The sequence below is a fragment of the Flammeovirga agarivorans genome (assembly GCF_012641475.1).
Taxonomy (GTDB): Bacteria; Bacteroidota; Bacteroidia; order Cytophagales; family Flammeovirgaceae; genus Flammeovirga; species Flammeovirga agarivorans.
In genome coordinates this window covers 421,157-436,133 of record NZ_JABAIL010000004.1, presented here as the reverse complement: position 1 = coordinate 436,133, position 14,977 = coordinate 421,157, and the positions used below count along the sequence as shown (strand labels likewise).

Below are 14,977 nucleotides of genomic sequence, written 5' to 3'. Positions count from 1 at the left end.
ATAAACTTCTCTTAGTGAAGAAGTTTATTCTCTTATATAAAGTTACACTCTTTTGATATTATCACAAATAATTGCAGTAGCAATTGCCACATTTAACGATTCTGCTCCTCCATATTTAGGAATCGTGATCTTAGTGGAAAGGATTTTATGGATTTCATCACTAATGCCATGAGATTCACTACCCATTACCATTATACTTTTTCCTTTTGGCTTGAAATCATGAATATTCTCTCCATTCATATCCGCACCAATTATTTGAATTCCTTTTTCTTTATATTCAGATAATTGTTCTACTAGATCGACAGTATGGAATTTAATCCTTGTAAAAGCACCCATACTTGACGCAATCACTTTAGGAGCAAAGGCATCAGTACATTGTTTCGATAAGAAAATATTTTTAATTCCATACCAATCTGCAATACGTAAAATGGTTCCTAAATTCCCTGGATCTCTTACATCGTCTAAAGCAATACTAAACGAATCAAGGTCATCAACTGAAGGAATTGAGAAAGAAGGCATTTTTACAATAGCTAACCCTGTATCATTAGTTTGCAAATGACCATTTTGCTTTAGAAGAGTAGGTGTTGTAGTGTCATCAATAACCTTTGAATTAAATTTATATTGATCTAATAATGGTAGAAGTTTTTCTGTATGAAATAAAGCTTCTATTTCTAAATCAGATCTAAATAATTCTTCAAGGTTTTTATACCCCTCAACAATAAATTGTTGTGTTTCTTTTCTTTTTTTCTTTTGAAGTAATGCTCTTACTTCTTTACTCCAACGTTTATTCACTATTTTCTTCTTTTGAATTCTGGAATTTCTAAAGCATCATATACTGCATCTAAATTTACAAAAGAATGATTGACTCGATTACTTAGTATAATTAAGAATGCTTCTGTTTTAGGAAAATGAACGAACATAGTAGAAAAACCTCTCCACCATCCTCCGTGATACACAACGATGTCTTTGTCTGAAGTTTTAAATAACCTCCAGCCATAACCATAATTGTAGTTTCCTTTTCTTAGAGGGCTTTGAAATGTATAGGCTTCTTCTAAAGTCTCTTGTTTTAATAAAGAGTCTTGTAACAAAGCGACATGCCATTTAAACATATCTTCTACATTAGAATAAACGCTTTTATCACCTAAAACTCCATTTAAAAAGAAATCTTCGTACTGTCTACCTCGACCAGTATGTCCAATAGGGACATTCTCTTGGTGAACTTTCTTATCGGTAAAAGTGAAAGTACTATCCATATGTAATGGAGTGAAAATTCGATCATCAAGAAAAGTCTCAAAAGATTGTCCTGATACTTTCTCTACTATACCTGCCAATAACATATAGTTAGAGTTTGAGTATCTAAATCTCTTATCAGGTGAACCATATTTGCCTGGAGCAAATTCAGTAAGATATTCGATACACAATTTATTATAAATGGGAGATTGCTTATCCTTAATCTTTTTGTCCATTAAATAGATATAGTTTGGCAGACCTGATCTATGATCTAACAACATTTTAATGGTAATACCTGGATAAGGTAAATCAGGGAAGAATTTATTTACACTATCACTATAGGATAACAAAGAGTCTTGTGCTAATAACATTATTGCAGCAGCAGTAAACTGCTTAGATACAGAAGCCAATTGAAAAGGATCATCATCTTGTAATTTAATCCTTCTTCTAATATTTCTATATCCGAATGCTTTTTTATAAACAATCTGTTTATTCTTTCCTCCTAAAACTACACCATTGAACCTTCTTTTTTTATGTAACTTATTAAAGGTTGAATCAAAAATATGATAGTAAAAATCTTTTTCTGATTGTGTTAGTGTATCTAGGGTAAAAGTACTTTGAGTAAGAACCTCTTCTTTATTGCTCTTTTGCTCTTCATGTTGTTTGCATGAAGTTATAATGAGACAACTGAAAAGAAATATGAGAATATTTTTAATCACTATTTATTACTATTTCACTTCAAAATCTAAAAGCTTTTTTCCTTCGATAAAACCTTCAATTTTATCTCCAATGGCTACAGGACTAACGCCTTTAGGAGTTCCTGTAAAAATAAGATCACCCTTTCTTAGGGTAATATATTTAGAAACAAAAGCTATAATTTCATTGACATTCCAAAGCATCATAGATGAGTTACCATTCTGTTTTTCCTCACCATTAAGTTTTACACTAAAATTGATGTTCTGAATATCTTCAAATTCAGAAATAGGGGTGAACTCAGAAATTGGAGCACTTCCGTTAAAGCCTTTTGCAAGGTCCCAAGGTAATCCTTTCTCTTTTAATTTAGTTTGTACATCTCTTGCAGTAAAATCAATACCTAAAGCGACTTCATCATAATATCTTGAAGCAAACTTTTCTTGAATGTATTTACCTTCTTTACAGATTTTTACAACTAATTCTACTTCGTGGTGAATGTCATTTGAAAATTCTGGATAATAAAAAGGGGCATTGTTACGTAAAACAGCGGTGTCTGGCTTTGAAAATATTACGGGTTGATCTGGTCGTTCGTTATTTAGTTCTTCAATATGATCAACATAATTTCTGCCAATACAAATAATTTTCATGTCAAGAATAATTAATGTGGTAAAAAAAAGCCCGATAAATAAACTCTATCGGGCAATTTTTATGAGATATTCAGTACTATTTATTTTTTAGTAGCTGCTTTTCTACCTCTTGTAGATCTACGTTTTGGAGCTGGTTCCGGCTCTTCGATGATTTCCACATCAGTTAGAACTCTACCACAGTGCTCACAAACGATTAGTTTCTTTTTCTCACGAATATCTGCTTGTCTTTGTGGTGGAACAGTATTGAAACAACCTCCACAAGCACCTCTTTTTACAGATACTACAGCAAGACCATTTGATGAATTTTCTCTAATCTTATTATAAGATCTTAATAATCTCTCATCAAGATGTTTAGTCGCTTTTTCTCTTTGCTTAAGAAGCTTTTGCTCATCAACTTCAGATTCAGCCATGATTTCATCAAGCTCACTCTTTTTAGTTGAAAGATCTTTTTTACGCTCCTCAAGTTTATCTTTAGTGCTCAATACACGCTCACGCTTAATTTTTTCTTCAGCTTCGTTATCACGAATCTTCTTTTGAGCTACTTGAATATCAAGATCAAGCATTTCCATCTCTTTAGTAATGGCATCAAATTCACGGTTATTTCTAACGTTCATTTGTTGTTCTTCTAAATAGACGATACGCTTTTTGAAGTCTTGAATTTTACCTCTGTATTGATCAATATTTGCCTCAACCTCCGCAAGATCTCTTTTTAAGTTTTCTATGCGTGTTTCGAAACCTACGATCTCATCCTCTAGGTCTTGAACTTCTTCTGGCAAGTCGCCGCGTAATTTGCGGATTGCATCTAGTTCGCTATCGATTTGTTGTACTTTCGAAAGCGCCTCGATTCTTTGGGCGACAGTATTCTCCATAGGGATTGGTAAAACTAATTGTTGACATTAAATTTCTTTTGTGCACTCAAATTAACTAAAAATGCACGAAATGCAATTTTACTAAATAAAATCGTAATAATCTGCATTAATTAGAATTAATAACGATTCAATTTAATATTTGAATACAAAAAAAGGCTAGTAGTAGTTACTAGCCTTTCAGTGCTCCCAACTGGGCTCGAACCAGTGACCCTCTGATTATGAGTCAGATGCTCTAACCAACTGAGCTATGGGAGCTGCTTTTCTTATTGAAAGCGATGCAAATATAGAGGATTATTATTTTACAATGCAAAAGAAAAAATAAAGTTTTTTGTAACTCTTTTTTAATTGATTGTATTACAATAGCTTATTTTTGAAAATCTTTTTAAGAAAATTCTTCTGATATTACAATTTCCATTTAATAAACATTCATTTACTCTTTTTTACTTAATCTGTCAAAGAGACAAACTCAAATTTTTGGCCATCAAATAGCCCTTTATCACTTAATTTTAATGCAGGAATCACTAAAAGAGCCATAAATGACAGTGTCATATATGGATCATGAAGAGTAGAACCTAAAGATTTAGCAATTTCTAACAATTCATTATATTTTTCTGCAGCTACTTCTCCAGATAAATCAGACATAAGTCCTGCAATTGGTAATGGAAAACTAGTGACTTCATCGATATTTGATACTGCAATGCCACCTTTCGTTCGGATTACCTCATTTACAGCCTTGATTATTTCCTCATCATTTACACCTACTGCAATGATATTATGACAATCATGGGCTACGGTAGAAGCTATTGCACCTTCTTTTAAACCGAATCCTTTGATATATCCAATTGATGGTGGTGCATCATTATATCGATTAATGACAACCATTTTTAAAGCATCTTGTTGTCTTAGCTGAGAACTATCTATTATTTCAGAAGAAGTGATCAATTGTCCATCATGAGCTACAATTGTTCTGACTTTTTTATCCTTTACACTGACCTGTATCTCTTCAACCATTTTATGAGAACAATTGAAATTATTGATTAATGTAGGAGTTGGGGTAGTGAATAATTCTCGTCCATTTTCAGCTACTTTTTCACCATTAATATAAGTAGCAACAGGCTTAAATTGGGTCATGCTTTCTATTACAACAAAGTCAGCAAAATCACCTTTTCTTAATTGCCCTACGTCTAAGTTATAATGGTTGATAGGATAGATGGATGCAATTTTGATAACTTCAAATAAATCAGCCCCAATATCAAATGATCTTCTAATAAATCGATCTATATGTCCATTTATTAATTCATGAGGATGGGAGTCATCTGTACAAAACATTAATTGCTCTGTATGAGATTTTAGTAAAGGAGATAATGCTTCATAGTTTTTAGCTGCACTACCTTCTCTAATAAGAATTTTCATACCTGCATTTATCTTGTCCAATGCTTCATCAAGCTCAATACATTCATGATCCGTTGATATACCTGCCGAAGCATATTTTTCAGCATCTTTTCCTTTAAGACCAGGTGCATGACCATCTATTGGTTTATTACTTTCTTTAGCTGCTTGTATTTTTTTATAGACCTCTTCATCATTATTCAAAACACCAGGCCAATTCATCATTTCTGCAAGATATTTGATCTCATTTTTAATCATAAGATTCTTAATATCTTTAGAAGTGATTCTTGCTCCTGAAGTTTCAAAATCGGTAGCAGGAACACATGACGGAGCCCCGTAATTAAATTTGAAAGGCGTTTTTTTCCCTTCCTCTATCATATAATTAACGCCCTCAACACCCAGTACATTAGCAATTTCATGTGGGTCTGATACTGTAGCTACAGTCCCATGTCTCACAGCAATTTTTGCAAATTCAGTAGGAGAGAGCATACTACTTTCTATATGTATATGGGCATCTACAAAACCCGGCATTATGTATTTATCGGAACCTTTAGCCTCCTCATCATATCTAATATCTTTGATGTGCTTTCCAGCTATTGTTAATTTTCCAGGGTAGATGATTCTTCTATGAACATCTACAATATTCCCAAAGATAATCTTCTCCATTTAAGCTATGTATGAGTTAATAAAATCAATATCAAAAAAGCCAAAACACCTCTTCATAAATAGAAAATTGTTTTGGCCAGTATAGTTATATATACAATTTACGGTTTTTCTTAGAAAACCAATGCATAAGATAATGTTATATCAAAACGACTAACAGACATATCATTTCCTTCTACTCTTGAAATGTCTGAAATACCAGTAATATATCTAAAATCTACCATGATATTATCTACCATGGCTCCACATCCAAAAACAAGTGATACATTACTATCATTCATGTATCGATGAACATTTCTATCATAAGTAGATCCACTTTCTGTATATGAACCATCCATTACTTTGGTAGGGCCATTTTCTTTAGCTTTTGCTAAGATGCTCACCATTGGACCAACATTAAAGAAAAACCTTGTTGTCTTACCAAAACTGAACTTCGCTAGAATAGGAATATCTACATAATTTAAATCAACAGTGGTCCCGCTACTTTTTGTACTCATCATGGTGTATAAGCACTCTGTTTGAAGGGAAAATAAATCACTTGTGGCTGCTTCTATTACACCGCCAAAAGTTAAGTTGGGTTTATATGAGAAATCCTCAGTTCTATTCGAACGGATTTTACTAATGTTCGTACCTACTTTACCTGCAATCATAATTCCTTGGGCTGAAGTGAATCCTACTATACCAAGAAAAAAAATGAAAGAAAGAAATAATTTTTTCATGAAACAAAAAAGTGAATTTGCAGTGCTTATTGTCATTTGACAACAAAAAATCTATATAAAGTTAGAGAATATAAAACTATTTTCCATCACATAAGATTGAAGAAAAGAAAGAAATAACCCTGATTTACAGAAAACATTTTTATTCTCAATAAGATATAAAACAAAGAAATAGAAAAAGGACGCCTTTTATTTTGAAGTGAGTAAAAATTCATTCATTTTAGAAAAACTAACATCCGCACACAAAAAACAACACAATTAGCACTATGATTTACGATTATGTCATTATTGGTTCTGGTTTTGGAGGAAGTGTCTCAGCAATGCGTTTAGCAGAAAAAGGATACAAGGTTCTCGTTATTGAAAAAGGAAAGAGGATTGATGAAAAAAAACTACCAAAATCAGATTGGAACATTCGGAAATTTTTGTGGGCACCAATATTAAAATGTTTTGGTCCCCAAAGTCTAACTTTCTTTAAAGAAGTATTTATACTTGGGGGTGTTGGTGTTGGTGGAGGGAGTAATGTTTATGGCAATACTCATATGTATCCACAAGATCATTTTTTTGAAAATGCAGCATGGTCACATCTTGATGAAGATTGGAAAAAAACGCTTTTACCTTTCTACAACAAAGCAAAGTTTATGCTCGGTACTATCCCTTTTACAGACTTACATGAAGAAGACTATATCTTAAGGGATGTTGCAAAAGAAATGGGAAAAGAAGAGTCATTTGGTGGAGTTAATGTTGGAGTTAATTACAATAGTAATGGAGCTAATGAATCAGATCCATATTTCAAAGGTTTAGGGCCTCAAAGGGGAGAATGCCAAAAATGTGCTGGATGTATGCTTGGATGTCGTTATAATGCCAAGAATACATTAGAGAAAAACTATTTGTTTTTTGCTGAAAAGTTTGGAGCTGAGATTTTGCCAGAAACAAAAGTTACAAACATTGAATACAATGATGATACTTACTCAATCATTGTAGAAAGTAGTACTTCGTTATTATTTAAAAATAAAAGAACAATTAAAGCAAAAGGCCTTATTGTAAGTGCAGGAGTAATAGGAACCATGAAATTACTTCTAAAAGAAAAATATGAATCAGGTAATCTGAATAAATTATCTAAGCAACTGGGGAAATTTATTAGAACTAATTCTGAAATGCTTTGTGGTGTTACTAATGCAGATAGAAAGCTTAACAACTCTGTAGCAATTAGCTCATACTTCAATCCGGATGAAAATACTCATATTGAAGTTGTAAAATATAATACTGAATCTGGTGCCATGGGTAGGATGGCGTCTTTGGCGACAGGTCCTGCCCAAACGGGTATTAGAGGAGTGAAACTTCTTGGAAATATAATTACTCAACCATTTAATTTTCTAAAAAGTACTTTTAAGCTCCATAAATGGGGAGATACATCTATTATCTTATTAGTGATGCAATCTTTAGAAGAGAGTTTAACCTTACAATGGAAGAAAACTAGCTTTGGAGGAAAACTACGATTTGATCCAAAAAACAGTTATGCAGTACCCGCATATATAGATATTGGTCAAAAAGTATTGAAGAGATATGCTAAAAAGGTAAATGGTGTACCATTAAATGCTCTATCTGAAATTATTATGAATACACCAATGACTGCACATATATTGGGAGGGTGTTCAATGGGTAAAGACGAAAATGAAGGTGTGGTAAATAACAAGTTTGAGGTACATAACTACCCCAATATGTATGTCCTTGACGGTTCAATTATCCCATGTAACTTGGGTGTCAACCCTAGCTTAACCATTACTGCTTTAAGCGAATATGCTATGTCAAATATCCCAGAAAAAGAGGGGAATAGCAATATAAGCTTGGATGAACAACTAGCCAATATCAATTCACAAGAATCATCAATGATAGACTAATTCTATTTTAAAAACTTTGTAGTGAGTCGTTGAATATGACTTAATTGGTGTGTCTGCTTTCCTTCTTGGTTACTGAAAATACCATCCTTTGTAAGAATATCTTCTCGCACATAATGTGAAGCATGAATAATTTTACCCTTGTCAGATATAATTCCAACATGGGTTATTCTTCCTTTATCATTATTGAAAAAGGCTAAATCTCCAGGTTTAGACCTTGAGAAAGTTATTTTCTTTCCAATCTCAGCCTGTTGATAAGCATCTCTAGGTAATTGAATACCATGTGCTGCCATTACCGTTTGAGCTAAACCAGAACAATCGATTCCAAAGATAGAACGACCTCCCCATAAATACGGAACTCCTAAGTACTTATTGGCTGTGTCGATAGGATTATCTTCATTATTTGAAGGTAAGACACTATGTAATTGAGCATATTTCAACTGCATATTATCACACTTCTCATAGTGAAAGGGTAATGTTGAGCCTACAGAAAGATGTATGGTCTTTTGATTGTCAAAAATAGGGTATATAGGTCTTGTCACTAAAGGATGCTCAGTTTTAATGTATCTATCAGCATATTCTGGAGCTATATCACTATGTTGTCCAGTCGTAATATACCCTTCATAACCATCTTTCAACATCTTAATTTTCATCCATTCTTTTGATCTGTTAACTGATAAAACCTGATAAGCTTCACCGTATAACAATTGGGAAATCATCTCTGATGTATGAGCTGCCTTTCCTCGAACAGCGAGAGTACTATATATGCAAAGTCCAAATGTTGGCTTCATGAAAACGTATTATTTTTTAGCTTTACTGTATCTTGTTGCAAAGCTAATATTCGCAGTAATGTTAAAGTTGCTAGAAGTATTAGGTTCTTCATAAATAGCATAATGACTCTTTATGTAGAAATAGTTCAGAGAAATCTCTAAAGAAATTTTCTTTGTCCAGAAATTTCCAATACCAATACCAATACCATAGATATCTCCATATCCATCGAATTTGGCAATGTTTTCTTCTACTGTATAAGTAAGTTGGTTTTTACTTCTTGCATAAGATAATTCAGTAAACAGACCATGAAAGAAATACTTTCTTATTCTTGGTCCGCCACCTAAAAATAGTTCTACGTTTTTGTTACTATAATCAAAAGATACAGTTCTAAGACCTCCATATAAGAAACCTCCAACCCAAAACGTATTGCAAATATAATAGCCTGCATAGAAGCTACCAAAAACATCAATAAGAACACTACTATTTGTAAAGGCAAGGTCTTGGTTTTGATAGGCAACACCTAATCCATAGCCAAAACCCAATTGTACCTGACCTTTTTGAGTTTGGAATAAGAAATTCTCTACTTCATCATTTAAAATATCAAGTGAGTCCAAGTTTTCTACTTCTTGAGCAATACTTTTTGTAGTACTCAAAAGAAGAATTAGTAGTAGTATTTTATAAAAATGTAAAATTGAATTCATTAAACTATTGATAAGCGCTCATCAATATACGCTTTTTCTTCTTCATTTGTCATGACTAGAAGAACAGAAATAGGAGAAAAAGTCTGTTCCAGAGCAGGTTTGAAATACCATTCATGTCCTTCTCTTATGGCAAGAACTAGAGTAGAGGGCATTTCGTGTATTTTTAATGACTCCAATGTTTTACCGGAATAATTTGATGGAATTTTAATTTCTTCCAATCTAAACATATCCGTTTTATCTCTTCTAACAATATCTAGAAATGTAGTAATGTTAGGACGTATCATTTCCATCGCCATACGACGACCACCAATAGAGTGTGGAGAAACAACTTCATTGGCTCCAACAGACAATAATTTACTTTTGAAAGATGGACTTTTATTGGCTGAGACAATTCTTAATTCCTCATTCAATTGCCTTGCTGATAATGTCGTTACAAGATTTAGATTGTCATCATTAGTACAAATAAAAATACCAGATGCATTTTTAATTCCAGCAGAATTTAAAGTATCATCTAGAGTACAATCTCCAACTATGCCATATGCATGTTTGTATGATCGTCTATATTTATGATAAATTTCTTCATCACTCTCTATAAAAACAAACTGATGTCCGGCTCGATCCAATTCATCAGCAATTCTGATTCCGACTCTTCCGAGACCACAAATAATGTAGTGTTCTGATAAATTATTAATCATTCTAAGTGTTCTTCTTCTAATGAATTCTTCTTGGATATGTCCTTCTAAAAAGAAAGCTGAAAGTGATGTGGCAATGTAGGTAAATGTACCAATTCCTGAAAAAGCAATAAAAATTGCGAAAACTCGACCAAAAGGATTATTTTCTAGTGGAATAACTTCTCCATAACCAATTGTTGTAATTGTAATTGCAGTCATGAAAAATGCATCCATTGGATCTACAGGTTCATGTGCTGCATACATAAAACCAACAGTTCCGAGAATTAAAATAAAGATAATAACTCCAAAGGCAGGTAGTATTTTTGACAGGAGTGCCCTCATCTAGATAATATTTACTTCAGGTTCTATTGTTACTCCAAATTTAGTAAAGACATCCTGCTTAATAGTTAAAGCAAGATCCCATGCTTCTTCGCCAGTGGCTCCACCATTATTTACAAGTACTAAAGCTTGTTTTGGATAGGTACCAACATGTCCTTTTGATTTTCCTTTCCAACCCGTTTTTTCTATTAACCAACCAGCAGGAATTTTTGTGTAGTCATCCCCAACTTTATAATGAGGGGCTTCAGGATATTGATCTAGAATCTTTTGTGCCTCCTGATTAGGTAAAACAGGGTTCTTAAAGAAGCTTCCGCAATTACCTATTTCTTTTGGATCAGGTAATTTTGAATTTCTAATATCAATAATTACTTGAGCGAGTGTTTTTGGAGTAATTTCCTGTATATTTTTTTCTGCAATCGTATTTTCAATGATTCCATATGATGTATTGAAAGCCCATTGCTCTTTTTTATTCAGAGTGATAGTAATCGAAAGAACAGTAATTTTACCTTTAAACTCATTTTTGAATATACTGTTTCTATAACCAAATAGACATTCTTCATTGGAATATACCATCACTTCTTTTTTCTCATGATGATAAAATTCTACTTCATCAATTACATCTTTTACTTCGGCACCATAAGCACCAATATTTTGGATAGGGGAAGCACCAACCGTACCAGGTATTAAAGCCAAGTTTTCAATCCCTTGCCAATCAAGGTCTGCAGTTCTCAAGACAGTTTCATGCCAATTCTCACCTGCACCAATCTTTATTTGAACAGCAGAATTGTTTTCATGAACGACTTCAAATCCTTTAATTTCATTTTTGATAATTAAACCATCATAATCTTTTGTAAACAACAGGTTACTTCCTCCACCCAGAATCATAAATTTAGATGGGGTAGTATCAAGGATTTCTTTTAAGTCGTCTAATGATTTAATAATAGAAAATTGGGCTGTCTTTACTTTCGCTCCAAAAGTATGGAATGGTAATAAAGACTTGTTAGTTTCAATCATGATAGTTTATATTAAAAACCTCCCACTTTTTAGAGAGGGAGGTTATAAGTTGTTATCCAATTTTTTCAACTAGTTCATCTAGTGGAAGCTGATTAAATCTTCCTGATGACATCAATAACAGATTTCGTTTTGACCAATCTATACTTAGTAGTCGCTCTTCTAATTCTTTTTCATTAGTGAAAACTTCTACATTTTTCTGGTCAAATGCTTTATATACATCTTCTTTTGTAATGGTTTTCAAGCCTTTGTTTTCAACAACTTTAGGATTGAAATAAACCAATGGAATATCCGCTTCTTTTAGAGTCTTACTGTATTCTGATAAGAATGAATCTGTAAGACTACTAAATGTGTGTAACTCTAAGCATGCAACAACCTTTTCTTTGTATTGCTTCGCTAAAGCATGTACAGTGGCTTTTACTTTCGAAGGAGCATGTGCAAAATCTCTGAAGATTTTAGTAGTTCCTGAATCCTTTAAAAGTTGCATTCTTAAAGCGGCACCTTCAAAAGTGGCAATAGCTTCAATAAATTCATCTCTGCTTACATTTAGACGTTTACAAACTTCCATGGCAGCAGACATGTTTTGCAAGTTGTGATCACCAAAAACTATTGTCTCTGTATTTACAGAACCTGCAGTAATGATTGTTTTGCCATCTTTTACTTTAGATTTGATCTTATCGTAAGGGATAACATCAACATCTCCAGAAACAGGTGTTCTTTTAACAAGTTTCTTTAATGGTTTATCATCTGATGAATAGATTAAAGCACCACCTTTTGGAGAGTTTTTAATAAACTCCTCGAATTGCTGCTCATAACCTTCATAAGTAGGATAAACATTTATATGATCCCAAGCGATACCAGTAATAATACCAATATGTTGGTGATAATGTAAAAACTTAGGCTGAGGGTCTAAAGGAGATGATAGGTACTCATCGCCTTCCAAGATGATTACTGGAGCCTTTTCTGTAATTTTCACAGGTCTGTCTACACCTTTTAATGATGCACCTACTAAATAATCACAGTCGATATTCCAGTATTTTAAAACATGAATTATCATAGAAGAGACAGTAGTCTTACCGTGGCTACCAGCTACAACAATTCTTTGTTTATTTTTAGTCTGAGAGTATACATATTCAGGGAATGAATAGATATTCAGCCCTAGTTGTTTAGCTTTAACTAATTCAGGGTTATCCTTTTTAGCATGCATACCCAAAATAACAGCATTGATATCTTTTGTAATGATATCAGGATTCCAACCCATTTCCTCAGGTAAAAGGTCAAATTCCTTTAAATTGGATAGTGCAGGTTCATAAATCCCATCGTCTGAACCACTAACATTATAGCCCTTTTGCTTTAGTGAGATAGCAAGATTATGCATGATACTACCTCCAATTGCAATAAAATGAACTCTCATATATGTATTTAGATATCTTTTCTATTCATTAAGTAAGGCAAAAATAAAAGAATAGATGTATTTAACTGAATTATTACTCAATTATTATCAGAAAACGAAAACAATAATCTAAAACTTAAGGACAAAAAAATCCTGTAGAAGAAAAAATTACTCCTTTCAATTTCAAGAATAAACATTTTTTCTCTAATAAATTTGATAACGTTTCTAACCTAATAAGCAATATTTATTGGAAATCTGCTTAATTTTGTAAAATGGATAATAAACCAAACAGTTCAAGAAGTAGTTTAATTCAATCGGCCTTCGGTAATAACACTCCCGATCCCGTTGGATTAGACCTTATGAATGCCAAGAAAAGACCTTGTGATCATGATTTAGAGCGTGCCACATTAGGTGCTTTAATCTTGGAAAAAGAGGCCTTGAACGAAGTTATTGAAGTTTTAAAGGCGGATTCTTTTGATAGAGAAGCCCATCAATTTATATATAATGCAATTGTAGGTATTTTCAACCGATCAGAACCGGTGGATGCGATGACAATTGTGACAGAATTACGTAAGTCTGGTGAATTAGAAAAAGTAGGAGGAGTATCATATATCGCTCGTCTTACTCAGAATGTAACGTCATCAGCCAACGTACTTCATTATGCTAGAATTTTACAGGAATATTCCATTAAAAGGAAATTGATAAATGTTTCTAATGAAATTCAATTAAAAGCATATGATGATACTACAGATGTTTTCGAACTTTTAGATAAAATGGAAAACTCATTATTTGAGGTTTCTGAAGAAAATGTCCGAAAAAATTATGTAGGCATGAACGAGGTTGTTAAAGAAGTTTTCCTAGAACTAGAAGAACTTCGTGACAACACAGATGGTATGACTGGTGTTCCTTCTGGTTTCACTGGTTTAGATAGAGTGACATCTGGATGGCAACCTTCCGATTTAATTATTATTGCAGCCCGTCCTGCCATGGGTAAAACGGCATTTATTTTATCTGCTTGTCGTAATGCTTCCATAGGTTTCGGAAAAGGTACAGCAATATTTTCTCTTGAGATGTCAGCGGCACAGTTAGTAAAACGTTTAGTATCTGCTGAAGCTGAATTGGAAAGTGAGAAACTTAAAAAAGGACAATTAACAGATGAAGAATGGAGACGCTTAGTTGACAAAACAGCAAGTCTTTCTTCAGCTCCAATTTATATTGATGACACTCCTGCACTTACCGTACTTGAATTACGAGCAAAGTGTCGTCGTCTAAAAGCACAACATGATATCTCATTAATTGTAATTGATTACCTTCAATTAATGAGTGCTGGAGATAGTAAATCTAAAGGTAACCGTGAACAGGAAATTGCCTTTATTTCACGATCTCTTAAGCAAGTTGCAAAAGAATTAAATGTACCTGTTATCGCACTGTCTCAATTATCTCGTGCCGTTGAAACTAGAGGAGGAGATAAGCGACCACAATTATCCGATCTTCGTGAATCTGGATCGATTGAGCAAGATGCTGACATGGTTATGTTCTTATACAGACCAGAATACTATGGTCTTGATGAGGACGAAGAAGGAAACTCTACAAAAGGTATGGGTGAAGTTATTATCTCTAAAAACCGTAGTGGCGGTTTGGAGAATGTTCGCCTTAAATTTATTGGTCAATATACTAAGTTTACTGATTGGGAAGATGGTTCATTTATGGGAGATGACATCATGCCAATGGATATGGGTGGCTTTGCAGGTGCTCCTCCAATGCAATCTAATATGCAAAGTGGAGAGGTAACTTTTGATCAGATGAATGCATTACCTCCAGACCTAGATATGGGAGATTCATTTGGAGGCAATAATCAAGATGAAGGTCAACAATTCCAAACGTTACCTTCAAAGATTAATAGGGATGAAAATAATCCTCCGCCACCACCATCAAATGAACCACCATTCTAATAAAAAAAGCCTCAGTAAGTGTATTACTGAGGCTTTT

The 14,977-nt window shown here is 33.4% G+C and carries 13 protein-coding genes and 1 tRNA gene; 2 read left to right on the top strand and 12 right to left on the bottom strand.

All coding sequences use genetic code 11. The features are described 5' to 3' along the window. Positions 1–42: 42 nt before the first annotated feature. From HGP29_RS29075 to HGP29_RS14645, 7 genes are all read right to left on the bottom strand, one after another. A complete protein-coding gene (locus HGP29_RS29075) occupies positions 43–792 on the bottom strand; it encodes a TrmH family RNA methyltransferase (protein WP_168883170.1) in 750 nt (249 codons plus the stop codon). After that, positions 792–1,949, bottom strand: a complete 1,158-nt coding sequence (locus tag HGP29_RS14670; protein ID WP_168883169.1) for a serine hydrolase domain-containing protein — start codon at positions 1,947–1,949, stop codon at positions 792–794. The genes HGP29_RS29075 and HGP29_RS14670 overlap by 1 nt, the downstream gene beginning before the upstream one ends. A 9-nt stretch (positions 1,950–1,958) precedes the next feature. Continuing rightward, on the bottom strand, positions 1,959–2,570 hold the full coding sequence (locus HGP29_RS14665) for a fumarylacetoacetate hydrolase family protein (protein ID WP_168883168.1): 612 nt from the start codon (positions 2,568–2,570) through the stop codon (positions 1,959–1,961). Positions 2,571–2,650: 80 nt separating this feature from the next. After that, on the bottom strand, positions 2,651–3,439 hold the full coding sequence (locus HGP29_RS14660) for a zinc ribbon domain-containing protein (RefSeq protein ID WP_168883167.1): 789 nt from the start codon (positions 3,437–3,439) through the stop codon (positions 2,651–2,653). 181 nt (positions 3,440–3,620) lie between these two features. Then, positions 3,621–3,694, bottom strand: a tRNA-Ile gene (locus HGP29_RS14655). Positions 3,695–3,883: 189 nt separating this feature from the next. Beyond that, entirely contained in the window at positions 3,884–5,494 is a 1,611-nt protein-coding gene (ade, locus tag HGP29_RS14650; RefSeq protein WP_168883166.1) for an adenine deaminase, read from the bottom strand. 110 nt (positions 5,495–5,604) lie between these two features. Beyond that, positions 5,605–6,210 carry a porin family protein gene (locus HGP29_RS14645; protein WP_168883165.1) on the bottom strand — a complete coding sequence of 202 codons (606 nt, stop codon included), beginning with the start codon at positions 6,208–6,210 and terminating at the stop codon, positions 5,605–5,607. Between the two features lie 263 nt (positions 6,211–6,473). On the opposite strand from HGP29_RS14645, the gene HGP29_RS14640 reads away from it, so the two are divergent. Continuing rightward, positions 6,474–8,105, top strand: a complete 1,632-nt coding sequence (locus tag HGP29_RS14640) for a GMC oxidoreductase (RefSeq protein WP_168883164.1) — start codon at positions 6,474–6,476, stop codon at positions 8,103–8,105. Between the two features lie 2 nt (positions 8,106–8,107). Here the strand turns inward: HGP29_RS14640 and HGP29_RS14635 are convergent, their stop codons facing one another. From HGP29_RS14635 to HGP29_RS14615, 5 genes are read right to left on the bottom strand one after another with little or no spacing between them, the layout of a single operon-like run. Continuing rightward, the gene (locus HGP29_RS14635; RefSeq protein WP_168883163.1) at positions 8,108–8,893 is read right to left on the bottom strand and encodes a C40 family peptidase; all 786 of its coding nucleotides are present in this window, start codon (positions 8,891–8,893) and stop codon (positions 8,108–8,110) included. 9 nt (positions 8,894–8,902) lie between these two features. Then, positions 8,903–9,526: a hypothetical protein gene (locus HGP29_RS14630; RefSeq protein WP_168883162.1), complete on the bottom strand. Its 624-nt coding sequence runs from the start codon at positions 9,524–9,526 to the stop codon at positions 8,903–8,905. A 47-nt stretch (positions 9,527–9,573) separates the two neighbouring features. Continuing rightward, positions 9,574–10,587, bottom strand: coding sequence for a potassium channel family protein (locus HGP29_RS14625; protein WP_168883161.1), 1,014 nt, complete (start codon positions 10,585–10,587; stop codon positions 9,574–9,576). Further along, positions 10,588–11,598 (bottom strand): UDP-N-acetylmuramate dehydrogenase, encoded by a 1,011-nt coding sequence (murB, locus tag HGP29_RS14620; protein ID WP_211093297.1) that lies wholly within the window; start codon positions 11,596–11,598, stop codon positions 10,588–10,590. 52 nt (positions 11,599–11,650) lie between these two features. Beyond that, positions 11,651–13,009: a UDP-N-acetylmuramate--L-alanine ligase gene (locus tag HGP29_RS14615; RefSeq protein WP_168883160.1), complete on the bottom strand. Its 1,359-nt coding sequence runs from the start codon at positions 13,007–13,009 to the stop codon at positions 11,651–11,653. Between the two features lie 251 nt (positions 13,010–13,260). Here HGP29_RS14615 and dnaB point away from each other — a divergent pair, with 251 nt between their 5' ends. Beyond that, positions 13,261–14,940: a replicative DNA helicase gene (dnaB, locus tag HGP29_RS14610; protein WP_168883159.1), complete on the top strand. Its 1,680-nt coding sequence runs from the start codon at positions 13,261–13,263 to the stop codon at positions 14,938–14,940. Positions 14,941–14,977 lie beyond the last annotated feature (37 nt).